This window comes from Stackebrandtia nassauensis DSM 44728 (assembly GCF_000024545.1).
In the GTDB taxonomy this organism is placed as follows: domain Bacteria; phylum Actinomycetota; class Actinomycetes; order Mycobacteriales; family Micromonosporaceae; genus Stackebrandtia; species Stackebrandtia nassauensis.
The window spans coordinates 3279405-3295040 of record NC_013947.1 but is presented as its reverse complement, the minus strand read 5'-3'; the positions used below and the strand labels follow the sequence as shown (position 1 = coordinate 3295040).

General features: G+C 70.2%; 12 protein-coding genes. 3 read left to right on the top strand and 9 right to left on the bottom strand.

Going from position 1 to position 15636, the window contains the following annotated elements:
* Positions 1-21: 21 nt before the first annotated feature.
* Both SNAS_RS15380 and SNAS_RS15375 read right to left on the bottom strand, forming a co-directional pair.
* Positions 22-1173: a phospholipase D-like domain-containing protein gene (locus SNAS_RS15380; protein ID WP_013018361.1), complete on the bottom strand. Its 1152-nt coding sequence runs from the start codon at positions 1171-1173 to the stop codon at positions 22-24.
* Positions 1174-1298: 125 nt separating this feature from the next.
* On the bottom strand, positions 1299-2228 hold the full coding sequence (locus SNAS_RS15375) for a LysR family transcriptional regulator (protein WP_013018360.1): 930 nt from the start codon (positions 2226-2228) through the stop codon (positions 1299-1301).
* Between the two features lie 73 nt (positions 2229-2301).
* Between SNAS_RS15375 and SNAS_RS15370 the strand changes: the two genes are divergently transcribed.
* A complete protein-coding gene (locus SNAS_RS15370; protein ID WP_041624928.1) occupies positions 2302-3267 on the top strand; it encodes a threonine ammonia-lyase in 966 nt (321 codons plus the stop codon).
* A 273-nt stretch (positions 3268-3540) separates the two neighbouring features.
* Here SNAS_RS15370 and SNAS_RS15365 read toward each other — a convergent pair whose 3' ends face one another.
* Positions 3541-4236: a YqeB family protein gene (locus SNAS_RS15365; protein WP_013018358.1), complete on the bottom strand. Its 696-nt coding sequence runs from the start codon at positions 4234-4236 to the stop codon at positions 3541-3543.
* A 119-nt stretch (positions 4237-4355) separates the two neighbouring features.
* On the opposite strand from SNAS_RS15365, the gene SNAS_RS15360 reads away from it, so the two are divergent.
* The gene (locus SNAS_RS15360; protein WP_013018357.1) at positions 4356-5333 is read left to right on the top strand and encodes an acetylxylan esterase; all 978 of its coding nucleotides are present in this window, start codon (positions 4356-4358) and stop codon (positions 5331-5333) included.
* 3 nt (positions 5334-5336) lie between these two features.
* Here SNAS_RS15360 and SNAS_RS35145 read toward each other — a convergent pair whose 3' ends face one another.
* A complete protein-coding gene (locus tag SNAS_RS35145; RefSeq protein WP_013018356.1) occupies positions 5337-7787 on the bottom strand; it encodes an Hsp70 family protein in 2451 nt (816 codons plus the stop codon).
* A 256-nt stretch (positions 7788-8043) separates the two neighbouring features.
* Here SNAS_RS35145 and typA point away from each other — a divergent pair, with 256 nt between their 5' ends.
* Complete coding sequence (gene typA / locus SNAS_RS15350) at positions 8044-9906, top strand: translational GTPase TypA (protein WP_013018355.1); 1863 nt, start codon at positions 8044-8046, stop codon at positions 9904-9906.
* On the opposite strand, the gene SNAS_RS15345 is transcribed toward typA, so the two are convergent.
* Genes SNAS_RS15345 through SNAS_RS15325 form a run of 5 tightly spaced genes read right to left on the bottom strand, consistent with a single transcriptional unit; the run spans position 9903 to position 15517 of the window.
* Complete coding sequence (locus SNAS_RS15345) at positions 9903-10727, bottom strand: ECF transporter S component (protein ID WP_013018354.1); 825 nt, start codon at positions 10725-10727, stop codon at positions 9903-9905. The genes typA and SNAS_RS15345 overlap by 4 nt on opposite strands.
* A complete protein-coding gene (locus SNAS_RS15340; protein WP_013018353.1) occupies positions 10724-12346 on the bottom strand; it encodes an ABC transporter ATP-binding protein in 1623 nt (540 codons plus the stop codon). The genes SNAS_RS15345 and SNAS_RS15340 overlap by 4 nt, the downstream gene beginning before the upstream one ends.
* Positions 12343-13449 carry a CbiQ family ECF transporter T component gene (locus tag SNAS_RS15335; protein WP_013018352.1) on the bottom strand — a complete coding sequence of 369 codons (1107 nt, stop codon included), beginning with the start codon at positions 13447-13449 and terminating at the stop codon, positions 12343-12345. The genes SNAS_RS15340 and SNAS_RS15335 overlap by 4 nt, the downstream gene beginning before the upstream one ends.
* Entirely contained in the window at positions 13446-14312 is an 867-nt protein-coding gene (locus tag SNAS_RS36235; RefSeq protein ID WP_013018351.1) for a hypothetical protein, read from the bottom strand. Before SNAS_RS36235 ends, SNAS_RS15335 begins: the two co-directional genes overlap by 4 nt.
* A complete protein-coding gene (locus SNAS_RS15325; protein ID WP_013018350.1) occupies positions 14309-15517 on the bottom strand; it encodes an LPXTG cell wall anchor domain-containing protein in 1209 nt (402 codons plus the stop codon). Before SNAS_RS15325 ends, SNAS_RS36235 begins: the two co-directional genes overlap by 4 nt.
* Positions 15518-15636 lie beyond the last annotated feature (119 nt).

Below are 15636 nucleotides of genomic sequence, written 5' to 3'. Positions count from 1 at the left end.
GCTCCCGCGATGGGAGGTTGGTCATGCTGACTGGTACAGCTGCCTGAAGTAGCCGAAATACTCGTCGGCAACACCATTGTGGACAACACGGAGGACGACGTCGTTGGCGTTCTTCAACGCGCTGTAGCTCAAGTTGTGCGAGCCGGTCACGACGACCTTGCGCCATTGGCCCGCGTACTTGGCGTCGATGACGACGAACTTGTTGTGGGTGCCGCGAAGTCGCCTGACCTTGTCGGCGTCCAGATGTCCCAGGCCGCGAACGTGTGACTGCATGAACTCCTCGTTGTCGGTCTTGCCCGTCACCACCCTGACATCGCAACCGGCGTTGTGCAGTTCGATGAGACGGTTGCGCACGCCGACGCGTTCGGTGATGTTGTGGGTGACCCAGATACGGTCATCGCCGCGGCGGCAGTCGGTGACATCGTCGAGGATCGCCGTGATCGGGTCGCCGGAGGTCACCGGGAAGACATACGCCCTCGACATGTCGTGATCTCCCCTGCCGGAACGATCGCCGCCGATCCAGGTATCGCCGCCGACGGTCCACGACCCGGCGGCCAGCCGCTGCCAGTAGGCGAGGTAGTAGCGGTACAGCGCATGGTCGTCGCGTATGGACAGCAGGTTCTGGTGCCATTCGGTCTGCGGGCTGGAAAGGTTCGACGAGGTCTGGGTGACGGTCGTACCACCGGCGCTTCTGACGATGAGGAACTTGTTGTGCATGGCGCCGCGATGCCGTCCGTCCCGGTTGGGCAGGCAGCCTTCGACGCATTCGACGACCTTCACACCGCCGGAGCGCAGGATCCGGACGGCCTCGACGTTGCGGTCGGGGTGGTTGTCGTTGGTGCCGACCACGACCTTGACGTCAACACCGCGCCGCTGGGCGTCCACCAGGTCGTAGGCGACCCGTTTGAGCATCAGCTTGTACATGGCGATGCGGATCTCGCCACCCTTCTTGGCGCCACGGATCTGACGCTGGACCTCGTCGACGATGGTGAAGTCCTGCCCGCCCGCGACCGTGTCGGGATTGGTGGTGCACACCCGGTACCGGCCGTCGGTCGCGCAGCCCGAGGTTTCGGCCTCGGCACGGCCGCCGCCGCAAACCTGGATCGCGGTGACCACGACCAGGGCGGCGATCACGCTGACGGCCACAGCGAAGCGGTGCGAGAGCGACTTCATGGCAACTCCTTCCGACGCGGCGTCAGCATCACCCGGCTTTGCGCGATGCGAGGTCGCCCTGGCCTGGGAACTCGCAGGAGGTACATACCGACACCCTAGTCACGGACACCACCACACGGGCGGATTCACGGCGCGGACGCGGTGTCCAATGACGAATCCGGCCACTGTCGCGTTTCGGCGGGACCGGTTTCGAGGATGTCCAGAAAGGCGCGTGCCGGAGCTGCGACGGGGGCACCGTAGGTCAAGGCCACGACCGTGCGCCGGTCGTCGGGCAGCAAATCGAGCCGCACCCGCTCATCCCGGTGCGCCCGCAGCGCCAGGCCCGGCAGCGTGCTGACCCCCATGCCCTGGGCCACCAGCGCCTGCACCGCGACATAGTCGTCGGTCTCGAAGGCGACCGACGGCGTGAAACCGCTGGCTTCGCAGGCCGACAGCAGGTGTGCCCGGCACTGCGCGCAACCGGCGATCCAGCGCCGGTCCGCGTAGCTGGCCAACTCGTCGCGCGGCCCGGAGGGCGAGCTGCCCGGCGACGTGACCAGATACACCGGCTCATCGAACAGCGGCGCCACACTCAACGCCTCCCAGTCCGCCGGAGGTGTCGCGCCATAGTGGAAGGCCAGACAGATGTCCACCTCACCACGACGCAGCGCCGCGATCGCCTGCGGCGGCTCGGCCTCGGTGAGGTCGACGTCCACCCCCGGATACGCGTCCGCGAACGCACCCGCCGCGCTCGGGACCAACGCTGCCAACGCGGTGGGAAAAGCCGCCAACCGCACATGACCGTTGACGAGCCCCGCATGGGACGCCAGCTCGGTACGGGCCGCGTCGATACGCCCGAGGATCTCCTCGGCCCGCTCGGCGAACAACCGCCCCGCCTCGGTCAGCCGAATACCCCGGCCCAGCCGCGACACCAACGGCGCGCCGATCTCCTCCTCCAACCGGGCGAGATGGTGACTCACCGAGGGTTGCGCGTAGTGGAGCTTGGCCGCCGCCGCGGTCACCGACCCTTCCCGGGCCACGGCGACGAAGACGCGCAACCGGTTCTCGTCGAACATCCATCGATGATATCTATGGATTCATCCGTAACTCGCATTTGATCTATCGATGAATCTCGCCGATACTCGCTTCATGCGGATACCCGACTTCAACGACTTCCTGCTGGCTCGCCGACGACTGCGCGAGCGACTGGCACCCACTCCCCTGCTGTCGTACCCCGCCCTCGACGAACTCACCGGCGTCCGGGTGCTCATCAAACACGAGAACCTGCAACCCATCGGCGCGTTCAAAGTGCGCGGCGGACTCACCCTCCTGAGCACCATGAACGAAAGCGACCGCGCCCGCGGCGTGGTCACCTACTCCACCGGCAACCACGCCCAGTCGATGGCCTACGCGGCCCGCGCCTTCGGAGTCCCCTGCGTCATCTCCATGCCCGCCAACCCCAACCCGGTCAAGGCCGCCGCCGTACGCAGGCTCGGGGCCGAACTGATCACCGAGGGCGCCGACCTCGAAGGGGCACGCGAACACGCCGAAGCCATCGCCTCACAACGCGGCATGCGCCTGGTCTCGGCCGCCAACGAACCCGACCTGATCGCCGGAGTCGCCACCACCTATGTGGAACTGTGCGAAACCGCCCCCGGCCTGGACGCCGTCATCGTGCCGGTGGGCAGCGGCACCGGCGCGGCCGCCGCCTGCCTCACCATCGCCACCATGAACCCCACCTGCCAAGTGATCGCGGTCCAATCGTCCGCATCCCCCGCAGCACACGACTCCTGGCGCGAGGGCCACTGCGTGCGCCGCCCCAACAAAACCGTCGCCGAAGGCCTGGCCACCGGCGAGGGCTTCACACTCCCGCAGGAAATCCTGCGCGACCGACTCACCGATTTCCTGCTGGTCGACGACGCCGAGATCCAACAGGCCCAGTGGCGGCTGATGTCCGTCGCCCGCACGGTGGCCGAGGGCGCCGGAGCGGCGGCCATGGCAGCACTGTGGAAGTCACGCGAACAACTCGCGGGCCGCAAGGTCGCCATCATCTGCAGCGGCGGCAACGCCAGCCAGTCCGAACTGCGCGACTGCCTCACCTCAGCCGCCATGTGACCGTTCCCGAGCGAACCGTGAGGTTCATCGTGACCACACTCGACCAACTCCCAGCGGGGCTTCAGCGAGCGCTCATCCCGCCGTCATCGTCCTCATCGGAGGCATCGTCGGTGTCGCCAACACCCCGGTCGGGCCCGAAGGGGATCCCGACGCCACCGACGGCCAGTGGAAGGCCGCCTTCGGGTGCTTCCCGGTTGTCGCCATCACGATCGTCAGCGCCGTCGTGTTCGTGGTCGCGCTGCGGCGGCGGAAGTGACCCGTTCGCGGGTGGGGTCAGTCGCGGTTGGACAGGCGCCAGTAGTGCTTGCCCTTGTCGTAGCGCACCATGACGCCGAGGTCGCGTAGTTCCTTGTCGATGTCGGCGAGGTCGGGGTCCATTTTCTTCAGTTCCTTGGTGCGCGTGCGCAGTAGGGCGTTGCCGCCCTTGGGGAGGTCCGGGGTGCCGTCGACCCAGCGTCGCCATTCGTCGGCGTGTGGGTCGGCCTCGTGCCAGGTGAATCCGCAGTCGATGAAGTCCTGGCGCATGCGTTCGCGGGGGATGTCGGTCTTCTCGCGCAGGAGTTCGGTGCCGTTCGCGCCGAGCAGAACCAGGTATTTGCCGTCGCGGAAGGCTCCGGTGACGTCGGTGGTGGCGACCTTCTTGGACTTGCCGCCCCGGGTGGCGGTGATGTCGTCGTCGGTGATGGTGACCTTGAGGCTGTCGGCGTGGCCGAGGAACGCCAGGCCGAGGCCGAGCAGTACGCCAACGACGATCGCCCCGATCGTCAGGTAGGGCTCCGGGGCCGAGGCCGCGAGGTCGAACAGGCCCTCGAACGGTACCCAGTCCTGGCCTGACAGCCAGTCCACGAATCGGCTCAGGCCCCACAGCAGTGCCCCGCCGATGAGTGGGAAGCCCAGCCACATCAGCACGAAGACCCACGGTGCCTCGGCGATTTCCTTCCGTACGCGTCCCTGCGCGTCGGCGTCCATGTCGTATTGCCTTTCCTCAAGTTCCCGCAGCGATTCTGCCGGGTGGCCGTCGGCGGGTGCATGTCGGGTATGGAGGTCGGGAATGTGGGTTCCGGTGGGGCGGTGATAGGAATATGTGCATGCCTTTGTTCGATTTCCCGCTGGACGAGCTGCGCGCCTATCGGCCCGAACCCGATGAGCCCCAGGACTTCGACGCGTTCTGGGACCGCACCTCCGAGGTCGCGGACCGGCATCCGCTGGACGTCCGGTTGACGCCGCAGCCGGGGCATCTGGGCTTGGTGGACGTGTGGGACGTGCGGTTCGCGGGCTGGAATGGTGACCCGATCAACGCCTGGCTGATCGCTCCGGCCGGGGCGAGCCGGGTGGGGTGCGTGGTCACGTACATCGGGTATCACGGGGGCCGGGGGTTTCCGCACCAGCATCTGCGGTGGCCCGTCGCCGGGTGGGCGACGCTGGTGGTGGACACGCGGGGGCAGGGTGCGTCGGCTTCGGCATCGTCGGGCGTTACCGGTGACCCGCACGGCAGCGAGTTCGGGCACGCTCCGGGGATGCTCACCAAGGGCATCCTGGATCCGGACGAGTACTACTACCGGCGGGTCTTCACCGACGCGGCGCGGGCGGTGGACGTGGCCGCGTCACTGGACATCGTGGACGAGTCGCGGATCGTGGTGTCCGGGCATTCGCAGGGGGGCGGCATCGCGCAGGCGGTGTCGGCGTTGCGGCCGGGGGTGGCCGCGGCGTTGGTCAACGAGCCGTTCCTGTGTCACTTCCGGCGTTCGTGCGAGATCGCCTCCACCGGCCCGTATCCGGAGCTCGTCGCGTTCCTGGGTGCGCAGCGGGATCTGGAGCAGCGGGTGTTCGCGACACTGTCCTACTTCGAGGGTATGAGTTTCGCGTCGCGGGCCCAGGCACCGGCGCTGTACTCGGTGGCCCTCATGGACACCACGTGTCCACCCTCGACGGTGTTCGCGGCCTACAACCGTTGGGCGGGACCGAAGGACATCGAGGTGTGGCCGTGGAACGGGCACTCCGGCGGCGAGGGGTACCACGCGCAGCGGCAGCTGGAGTGGCTGAGCGAACGCTTCGGGACGGGCTGAGGTTCAGCCGAGCCGTTCGGGCAGTTCGGCGCCGGTGGCGGCGGTCCATTGCCGGACGGTGCCGTCGGAGGAACCGGAGATGACGCGGTTGCCGTCGGTGCTCCAGCACAGGGTGTTCACGGTGCCGGTATGGCCTTCGCCGACGCGGTGTTCGCGGCCCGATCCGGCGTCCCACAAGCGGACCCGGCTGTCGATGCCACCCGAGGCGATGAGTTTCCCGTCCGGTGACCAGGCAACGGTCTGAACCGCCGCCTCGTGGGCCTGTTTGAGGTGCTGGTCGCTGGAGTCGCTCAGCCGCCAGATGCGCAGGCCGCCGGCGGCGTCGCCGGACACCAGCCAGTCCCCGTCGGGAGAGAACGCCAACGTGCGCACGCCGACCGGCGCGCAGTTGAGCACTGTGGACGGGCTGTCCTCGCCGGTGCGCCACACCTTGATGGTGCCCAGTGAGCCACCGGCCGCCAGCCGGTCGCCCGCGTGGTTCCACACCAGCGCCCGCAGCGGTTCGCCTTCGGGGCCGGAGCTGAAGCGCCAGGTGCGGGAGCACTCCCCCGTCGCGGGGTCCCACACCAGGATCTCGGTACCGGTCGCGGTGGCCAGGCCGGTGGCCGACCAGCTCAGCTGTTTCACCTCGTCGGGGCAGGCGATGGTGCGCGTGGATGCGAAGGCGTTGTCGTTGTCGCGCCACAGCGTGACGGTGTTGCCGGAGCCGACGGCCAGTAGGCCGGGGGCTTCGGTGGACCAGCGCACGCCGACGACCGGGCCGTCGTGGTCGCGCAGTACGACGCTGGGCGCGGTGCCGGACACCGTGGAGACGGTGACGCTGTCGGGTCGGGCGACGGCCAGACGGCCCTCGCGGGCATGCGCAAGCGCCAGCACGGGGCCTTCGGCCGGAGTGGTGGTCATGGGTGCCGGGGGCGGCGGTGCGGTGGCGGGGATCGCGGTCGAGGGCGGCCCGGCCTGGGCGGCGGGCACGGCGGCCGTCGGCGACGGCTGTCGCAGGGCCGCTTCGGGTTCGGCGGTGGCCACACCGGACGGAGCCGCCATCGCCGCGGCCAGCGGCGCGGCGGTGCCAGTGGCGTCCGCGGGGTGCGGCTGCGGGATCGAGGGCGTGGCCGAGGCCAGGGGCGCGGCGGTGCCGTCGGCTTCGGCGGGGCGCTGCTGCGGAACCGGCGGTGCGGCCGCGACCTGCGGTGCCGCGGCTTCGGCGGGGAGGTCGACGGAGACAACCGCTTGCGCCAGCACCTCGGATTCGGGGGTGATCGCCGGGCGCGTCGGGACCTTGGCCACGCCCCGGTACACCGGACGCGGCGGCGGTTCCACCACGACCGGCGGCAGGGCGGCGATCATGGTCGGCGAGCCGTCGGGGCTCGCGTGGGATTCGCGGCCCGGCGCGTCGATGGCGCCGCTGGCCACCACGAGTTCGGGTTGTTCCAGGACGGTGGGCGCGATCCGGGTCTCGCGCATCAGCAGGGTCGACGACAGCGGCATCCGGCTGGCGCCGCCCACCAGGAACAGGCCCGCGACCTTGTCCATGCCGATCTTGGCTCCGGCCAGGACGTCCATGGTGAGCGCGACGGTCTCGGCCAGCAGCGGGCGGGCCAGGGTGTCGAGTTCCTCGCGGGTCAGGTGCGCGTCGACGTCCAGGACCGGGATGAACAGGGCCGAGTTGGACTCGCGGCTGAGGATCTCCTTGGCGTCGCGCACGTCCCGCCACAGGCCCCGGCGGTGCCGACGGTCGGCGGGGCTTTCGGGTTCGCGCAGCCGCCGCCACTGGCCGTCCTCGCCCGGGTAGGTCTGTTCCAGGTGCCGCACGATCGCGAAGTCGATGTCGACGCCGCCCACGTCGGGCAGGCCACCGGTCGCGGTGACCTCGAGGTTGTCCCCCGCCATCCGGACCACGCTGACGTCGAAGGTGCCGCCGCCCAGGTCGTAGACGACGATGTGGCTGCCGTCGGGGAAGGTGTGGCCCAGGTGGGTGACGAAGTGGGTGGCCGCCGCGACCGGTTCGGAGGCGAAGCGCGGCGGCGGCAGTCCGGCCTGGTAGGCGGCGGTGCTCAGCAGCTTCAGCCGCTCGTTGGCCCAGCCCGCCGGGTGGGTGAGCACCACGGTGCCGGGCATGACGCCCGCAACCCGCTGGGCCTCGGCGGCGACGCGGGCCAGCACGGCGGCGGCCAGGTCGACGGCCTTGAACTCCCGCTGTCCCAGCAGGACGGTGGTGTCGGCGATGCAGCGCTTGGGGTGCGGTTCGAAGCTGGCGGGGTCGGACATGGCGGCGCGCTCGGCGTCGCGGCCGACCAGCAGTTTGCCTTCGGTGGCGAACACGGCCGAGGGCAGCACCGGGGAACCGTCGAACAGCAGCGGGGTAGCCGGAAGGCCAGGACGTTCCATGACCGCGATGGTGTTGGAGGTCCCGAAATCGATTCCCAGGCGCACCTGGGTCGCCGACGCCGACATACTCCGACAATAGGACACTCGCCACAGTCGGTCGCGGGCCCTCACCCCCGGAAACGTAAGCACTGTGGACGTTTTAGAGTACGTTGCCGCGCCGCGATTCTCCGGGCCACGGCGAGGAAAGACCGGAAGCGTCCGATTCCGGCGATTCGAACGGCACAATTGGGGTATATGAATACATTTTTCCCGTCGCCGAGCGTGCCGCCGGTCACACGGCCCGCCTCCCGACCGGATACGCCCGTAACCGAGAATGGACATCATGTCAAAACGCACTGACCTGCGCAATGTCGCGATCATCGCCCACGTCGACCACGGGAAGACCACTCTGGTCGACGCCATGCTGCGCCAGGCCGGTGCCTTCCGCCCCGGCGCGGACGTGGACGACCGGGTCATGGACTCCATGGACCTGGAACGGGAAAAGGGCATCACCATCCTGGCCAAGAACACCGCCGTGCACCATCACACGCCCGACGGCCAGGAACTGACCATCAACATCATCGACACCCCCGGCCACGCCGACTTCGGCGGTGAGGTCGAACGCGGCCTGACCATGGTCGACGGGGTGCTGCTGCTGGTGGACGCGTCCGAGGGACCGCTGCCGCAGACCCGGTTCGTGCTGCGCAAGGCGCTGGCGGCGAAACTGCCGATCGTCCTGGTCATCAACAAGGTCGACCGGCCCGACGCCCGCATCAAGGAGGTCGTCGACGAGGTCTACGAGCTGTTCCTCGACCTGGACGCCGACGAGACCCAGATCGACTTCCCGATCGTGTACGCCTGTGCCCGCGACGGCATCGCCTCGCTGTCGGAACCCGGCAACGGTCAGGTGCCCGCCGATTCGACGAACCTGCAGCCGCTGGTCCAGACGCTGCTGGACACCGTCCCCGCGCCGACCTTCGACGAAGGCGCGCCGTTGCAGGCGCACGTCACCAACCTGGACGCGTCCCCGTTCCTGGGACGGCTGGCGCTGTGCCGGGTGCGGCAGGGAACGATCCACAAGGGTGAGACCGTGGCCTGGTGCCGCACCGACGGGACCGTCGCCAAGGTGCGGGTCTCGGAGCTGCTCATGACCGAGGGCCTGGAGCGCAAGCCCGCCGCCGAGGCCGGCCCGGGCGACATCATCGCCGTGGCCGGTATCCCCGAGATCATGATCGGCGAGACCCTCGCCCACGCCGAACACCCCGAGCCGCTGCCACTGATCCGGGTGGACGAACCGGCGATCTCCATGACCATCGGCACCAACACCTCGCCGCTGACCGGGAAGGTCAAGGGCGCCAAGGTGACCGCCCGTCAGCTCAAGGACCGCCTGGACCGGGAGCTGATCGGCAACGTGTCGCTGCGGGTGCTGCCCACCGAGCGTCCCGACGCCTGGGAGGTGCAGGGCCGTGGCGAACTGGCGCTGGCGATCCTGGTCGAGCAGATGCGGCGCGAGAGCTTCGAGCTGACCGTCGGCAAGCCGCAGGTCGTCACGCGTGAGATCGACGGCAAGACCTGCGAACCGGTGGAACGGCTGACCATCGACGCCCCCGACGAGTACCTGGGCGCGATCACGCAGCTGCTGGCCACCCGCAAGGGCCGGATGGAGCAGCTGGTCAACCACGGCACCGGCTGGATCCGGATGGAGTGGCTGATCCCGGCGCGCGGCCTGATCGGCTTCCGCACCGAGTTCCTGACCGAGACCCGCGGCACCGGTATCGCCCACCACGTCTTCGAAAGCTACGAGCCGTGGTTCGGGGAGCTGCGCACCCGTCCGTCGGGTTCGCTGGTCGCCGACCGCTCCGGGGTCGCGGCGAGCTACGCCATGTTCAACCTGCAGGAACGCGGCACCCTGTTCGTGGAACCGACCACCGAGGTCTACGAGGGCATGATCGTGGGCGAGAACTCGCGCGCCGACGACATGGACGTCAACATCTGCAAGGAGAAGAAGCTCACCAACGTCCGGCAGTCCACGGGCGAGGAGCTGGAGCGTCTGGTACCGCCGCGCAAGCTGTCGCTGGAGCAGGCGCTGGAGTTCTGCCGTGGCGACGAGTGCGTCGAGGTGACCCCGGAGGCGATCCGGATCCGCAAGGTCGAGCTGGACGCGAAGCTGCGCGAGCGTTCCCGCCGCACCGGCGCGCCCCGCTAGGACGGCGAGACTGTCGACCCGGCCGGTTCCGCCACGCGCGGCACCGGCCGGGTCTCGTTGTGCCAGCGGGCTTTGCGAGCCGCGCGGCGGAACACCCGCAGCAGCACCGGCCCGCAGGTGAGGATGAGGACGGTCGTGGTGATGGCCCGGCCGATGTCCCAGCCCAGCGAGGTGGCCAGGTTGAACGCGACCAGTCGGGACAGGTTCTCGGCGACCGAGGCGCCGGCCTCATAGGACAGCGGTGAGCCGTCGGAGACCGCGTACGGCCAGAACGACAGGTTCAGCATCAGGCCGAAGCCCAGGCTCGCGACCGCGCCGTATCCGGACAGCATGACGAGTTCCCACCAGCCGCGGGCGCGCGGCAGCAGCCCGGCCCCGAGGGCGAAGAAGGCCGCGCCGAGCATCTGGAACGGCAGCCACGGCCCGACGCCGCCGGTCAGCAGCGCCGAGGCGAACAGCGCGGTGTTGCCGAGGACGAAACCGAAGCCGGGGCCGTAGACCCGTCCGGCGAGGAGCAGCAGGAAGAACACCGTCTCCACCCCGGCGGTTCCGGCGCCGAACGGCCGCACCGCGGCGATGACCGCCGACAGGACGCCGAGCATGGCCACCGCTTTGGCGTCGAGGCCGCCTTCGGATATCTGGACCAGCATCGCGGCCAGGACCAGCGGCAGCAGCCCGGCGAACAGCCACGGGCCGGTGAGGCCCTCGGACAGGTGCGAGGAGGGGGTGATCAGCAGTGGCCAGCCGACGGCGGCGACGCCGAACAGGCCGCCGACGGTCAGGGTGAGGGCGGTGCCCCAGCGCAGCCGCAGGGTCGTCATGCCGGTACCTCCCCGAGTGCCTGGACCACTTCGGACACCGTCAGGTACGGGGCCGGTGCCAGCACTTTGGACACCTGTGGGGCGAAGATGGCCGAGGACGTCACGATGTCGCGGGCGGGCCCGTCGGCGACGATCTCGCCGTCGGACACCACGATGACGCGGGTGGCGTATTCGGCGGCGAACTCGACGTCGTGAGTGGTGACGAGGCTGGTCTTTCCGGTGGCGGACAGGGCGTGCAGCATCGTGGCCAGTTCGGCTTTGGCGGGGTAGTCGAGGCCGCGGGTGGGTTCGTCCATGAGCAGCAGTGCGGGTTCGGCGGTCATGGACACGGCCACCGCGAGCGCGAGTCGCTGCCCTTCCGACAGGTCCCGGGGGTGGGTGGCGGGGTCGACATCGGACACGAGTGTGGACAGGATGTCGCGGCAGCGGCCGGGCGGCGCATCCGATTCGCGGTCGGCCTGTTCGCATTCGGCGGCGACGGTCTCGGCGTACAGCAGGTCGGTGGGTTCGGCGGGCACCAGCCCGGCGAGCTGGCGTCGTTCACGGGGGTCGAGCGTCTTCGGGTCGCGGCCCGCGACGCGTACCGTCCCGGCGTCGCGCCGTCCGGTGCCCTGCATCGCCCACAGCAGGCTCGACTTGCCGGAACCGTTGCGGCCCATGACGGCGACGCGTTCGCCTTCGGCGATGTCGAGGTCGATGCCGCGCACCGCTTCGACTCCGGGGTAGCGGACGGTCAGGCGACGCACTTCGACAAAGGGGCGGTCGGCGTTCGCGGGGGCATTCGGGGGTGGGGGCTCGGTCGTGTCCGTGAGCCGCTGCCGCAGGTCGGTGGCCGCTCGCCGGGCCTGCCGCACCGACACCGGGACGGTCGGCCACGCCATGGCCTTGGCCAGTCGCACCACCGGCGGCGCCACCGGCGACGACCGCAGCACCTCCCCCGGTTCTCCCGCCGTCACACCGGTTTCGCCGCCGCGCACCAGGACGACGCGGTCGGCGTACTGCACCACCCGCTCCAGCCGGTGCTCGGCCAGCAGCACCGTCACGCCGAGGTCGTGGACGAGCCGGTGCAGGGCCGCCAGCACCTCCTCGGCCGCGCCGGGGTCCAGCGCCGAGGTCGGTTCGTCCAGGACCAGGATCCGTGGCTGCGCGGTCAGGGCCGCCCCGATGGCGACGCGCTGCCGCTGTCCCGCCGACAGGCTCCCCAGCGGACGGTCGCGCAGGTCGGCCAGCCCCAGCAGGTCCACGGTCTCGGTGACTCGTTTGCGCATCACCTCGTCGGAGGTGCCCAGCGACTCCATCGCGTAGGCCAGCTCCTCCTCGACGTACTCGGAGACGAAGCCCGCCAACGGATCCTGGCCGACGTAGCCGACGACGTCGGCCAGTTCGGCGGGCCGGTTGTCGCGCGTGGAGCGTCCGTCCACGGTGATGCGTCCGGTGACCTCGCCGCCGGTGAAGTGCGGGACCAGGCCGTTGACGCACGACAGCAGTGTGGACTTCCCGGAACCGGTGGCGCCCACGACGAGGCACAGCTCCCCCTCGGGTATCTCGAGGTTCACCCGGCTGAGGACGTCGTGGTCGGCTTCGGGGTAGCGAACCGAGACGTCGTCGAAAACGATCATGCCGCCACCTCGCGTTTCACCGTCGCCGTCACGACGGTGCGTGTTGCCGGGGCCGCGGCCGCCGGGACGAGTCCGATGAGGATGCCGAGTGCCGCCAGCAACGGCAGCGGCGGCAGCTGAGCCGGTTGGGTCTCGGCGATGAGGCCGGCCGGTGACAGCACCTCGGAAACGATGATCGCCGCGAGCACGGCCAGCCCGCTGGCCACGACCGTCCACTCCCGAACCCCGAACGGGTCTGGACGGTAGCGGGTGCGCGGCACCCGCCGGGCCGCCAGCACGATGCCGCCGCCCGCGAGCACCGCGCCGCCGGTCAGCAGCGCGGCCGCGGCCGTCGGGGAGGTCTGCGCGCCCAGCAGCCCGTATGCCCCGACGCACAAACCCAACAGCCCCAGCAACAGCAGCGCCGCCGTGGCCCGCCGGGCCGGTTTCGGGATGCCGGTCTTGCGTCCATAGCCCCGGCAGTCCATCGCCGCCGCCAGCGACAGCGACCGGTCCAGGGCGTCGTGCAGCACCGGCGCCACCACGCGCCGCAGCACGTGCCCGGGCCGCTTCGAGGTGTCGCCGCGCAGCTGCCGGGCCCGGTGGACCCGTTGGGTACTGGTGACCAGCTGCGGCGCGACGGTCAGCGCCACCACCACGGCCACGCTCACCTCGTACAGCGCGGCGGGCATGCTGCGCACCAGCCGCCGAGGGCTGGCCAGCGCGTTGGCGGCCCCGACGCAGGCCAGCAGCGTCGCCAACCGCAGCCCGTCGTACACGGCGAACAGCACCCCTTCGAGGGTGACGGGTCCACCGATGCGGATCCCTTGCGTCCATTCGGGAAGCGTCAGCGACGGCAGCTCGAACAGCACCGTCGGGCCCTGCACGCCGCCCAACAGGATGTGGAACACCAGCCGGATGCCGATGGCGATGAACCCGATCATCAGGAACACCCGGTAGGCGTTCGACCAGGGTTCGTCGCCGCGGCGGGCGGTCACCACGTAACCGGCGACCGCCATGATCATCAGCAGCAGCCACGGGTTGGTGACGCGGCTGGCGGCGGTGGCCAGGCACACCGCCCACACCCACCACGCCACCGGATGCAGCCGCCCGGCACGCGTCATTCGGACGGTTCCGCCGCTTCGACCGGCTCCGTTTCGCCGCGTCGGCGTTGCCAGGTGCGCCAGCCCAGTGCCGCCAGCAGCACCAGCACGATCCCGGCACCGAAGATGCCGCCGACCGTGCCCATCTGGGAGCCCACGTTGGACGCGTTGTCGTAGCCATCGGAGCCCGAACCGGGGTCCGCCGCCGGATCCTCGGCGCCGGGCGCGGTCTGGCTGCCCGAGCCGCTGGCCGAGGGCGAGTCGCGGTCCTTCTTCTTGTCGGACGCCGAGGGGTCGCCGGGCTTGCCGGACTTCTTCGAGCCGCCGTCGTCCTTTCCGCCACCGCCACTGCCGCCGCCGTCACCGGAACCGTCGCCACCGCCGTCGCTGTCGCCGCCACCGCCCGAGGAGGATCCCTTGGCGGGCGGCGCCGTCGCGGGCGGTTTCCCGGCACCGAAGGCCCAACCGTCCACACTGCCCACGGGTGGGGTGCGGTTCCCGGCGCCCTTTGAGCTGTACTTCCAGGTGCCGCCGCGCTCGGCGACCCAGTAGGACCAGTACTTGTCCACCGGCGGGCCGCCCGAGGGGCACGGGTCGGGCAGGCTGTTGATGCGGCAGACCATCCCGGTCTGGCCGGGTACGTAGCTGTAGCTGAAACCCGCACCGCTCAAGGCTTTCAGGCCGGTGGACGGTGCCCCGGACGCGCAACCGGACTTCACCGACCCAAGTGCTCCGAAGTCGACGATGACGCTGACGCCCGAGCCCGGCGAGCACACCGCCGCGTGCGCGGCCGGGGCGTCGGCGAGGACGACCGGTGGCAACGCGGCGACGGTCAGGCCCAGTATCGCGGCCAGGTGCCGCAGGCCGAAACGCATGCGGGTCATGACGACTGCTTCCCGGCACGGTTACGGCGCGAGACGAACACGAGCACGGCACCGGCCAGCACCGCCGCGCCACCCAGCGCGATCGGCAGGGTCAGCGCGTTGCCGGTGACCGGCAGCTGTCCGGCCGAGTCGCCGTCGCCGGAACCGTCACCGTTTCCATCACCATTGCCGTCGCCGTCTCCGTCACCGCCGTTGGAGCAGTCCAGGGTGGGCACGTCGGTCTTGTCATCGGAGGGGTCCAGTTCGACGAGTCCCTCGCCGGTCAGCGCCGGGACCGCTTGCACGGTGGCCATGACCGCGTTGTCGGGGTCGAAACCGGAGGCGTCGTAGGCGACGCCGCCACGGTTGCCTTCGGCGGCGTCGCAGCCGTTTTGCAGGCTGGAGATGAAGCCGCGGGCTTTCTCGGCGGCCGCGTCGCGTCCACCGGACGCAAGCGCCTGCGCGGCCATCGCGGTGGAGTTGGTGTTCTCCGGTGCGCCGGGGTATCCGGCGACGAAGGAGCCGTTGTCCTTCTGCTGGCTCTCCAGCCAGTCCAGAGCGTTGTCGGAGGCGCTGCCAGGGCTGGCGGCCAAGAGTGCCGAGGCCGCGTAACCGGTTGCGTCGACATCGCCAGGGGCATTGGCGTCATCGCAGCTGCCGAACGTGAACTTGAACGAGCCGTCGGCGCACTGTCCCTTCTCCAACGCTTCCACCGCCTTGGACGAAACGCCCTCAGAGGTGCGGTCCAAACTCAAGATGGCGAGCGACTGGCCCAGAACGCTGGTGAAGCCACCGGTGAAAAGGCCATCGTCACCTTCAAGGTCGCGCAGCACCTTCTCTAGGTCGACCCCACCCAGCGTGGACTCCGCGCCAGCGGCCTTGGCGGCCAACAGGATCTTGGCGACCTTCGCCGCCGAGCGGTCGGAGCCGGTACCGATATAGGGGTCGATCACGGCCGGGTCGTCCAGCCACTCGATCGCGGACTTCGTCGCGGCCGACGCGGAGTCGGCGGCCACGAACGCCATGACGGCGTCGGCGGTGACGCCCGGCTCGCCGAAGTGCGGGCCGTCGGCTTGGGCGGCGAGCCATCCGGCGGCGGTGCCGCCGTCGGGTTCGGCGGCCGAGGCCGGGGCGGCGAAGGCGACGGTGACCGCGGCGGCCACCAGGGCGACGGCGCCGCGGGCGGCGTAGCGCCGCGAGCGGGCAGCGGGTTGGTTGGAGGGCATGGAGCGGCCTTTCAGCACAGGCCGGGCCAAGGGCGTGAATCGCGGGCGGGGTACCGGGAGCTGAGATCGTCGTCGGTGTCCGTCACCTGCGGTTCTATCCCGTAGACCACGACGGGAGG

Excerpts from the sequence above, each read along its gene's own strand:
- SNAS_RS15340 (WP_013018353.1), bottom strand. The coding sequence starts at position 12,346 with ATGATCGTTTTCGACGACGTCTCGGTTCGCTACCCCGAAGCCGACCAC.
- typA (WP_013018355.1), top strand. The coding sequence starts at position 8,044 with ATGTCAAAACGCACTGACCTGCGCAATGTCGCGATCATCGCCCACGTC.
- SNAS_RS15375 (WP_013018360.1), bottom strand. The coding sequence starts at position 2,228 with ATGTTCGACGAGAACCGGTTGCGCGTCTTCGTCGCCGTGGCCCGGGAA.
- SNAS_RS15380 (WP_013018361.1), bottom strand. The coding sequence starts at position 1,173 with ATGAAGTCGCTCTCGCACCGCTTCGCTGTGGCCGTCAGCGTGATCGCC.
- SNAS_RS15370 (WP_041624928.1), top strand. The coding sequence starts at position 2,302 with ATGCGGATACCCGACTTCAACGACTTCCTGCTGGCTCGCCGACGACTG.
- SNAS_RS15325 (WP_013018350.1), bottom strand. The coding sequence starts at position 15,517 with ATGCCCTCCAACCAACCCGCTGCCCGCTCGCGGCGCTACGCCGCCCGC.
- SNAS_RS35145 (WP_013018356.1), bottom strand. The coding sequence starts at position 7,787 with ATGTCGGCGTCGGCGACCCAGGTGCGCCTGGGAATCGATTTCGGGACC.
- SNAS_RS15365 (WP_013018358.1), bottom strand. The coding sequence starts at position 4,236 with ATGGACGCCGACGCGCAGGGACGCGTACGGAAGGAAATCGCCGAGGCA.
- SNAS_RS36235 (WP_013018351.1), bottom strand. The coding sequence starts at position 14,312 with ATGACCCGCATGCGTTTCGGCCTGCGGCACCTGGCCGCGATACTGGGC.
- SNAS_RS15360 (WP_013018357.1), top strand. The coding sequence starts at position 4,356 with ATGCCTTTGTTCGATTTCCCGCTGGACGAGCTGCGCGCCTATCGGCCC.
- SNAS_RS15335 (WP_013018352.1), bottom strand. The coding sequence starts at position 13,449 with ATGACGCGTGCCGGGCGGCTGCATCCGGTGGCGTGGTGGGTGTGGGCG.
- SNAS_RS15345 (WP_013018354.1), bottom strand. The coding sequence starts at position 10,727 with ATGACGACCCTGCGGCTGCGCTGGGGCACCGCCCTCACCCTGACCGTC.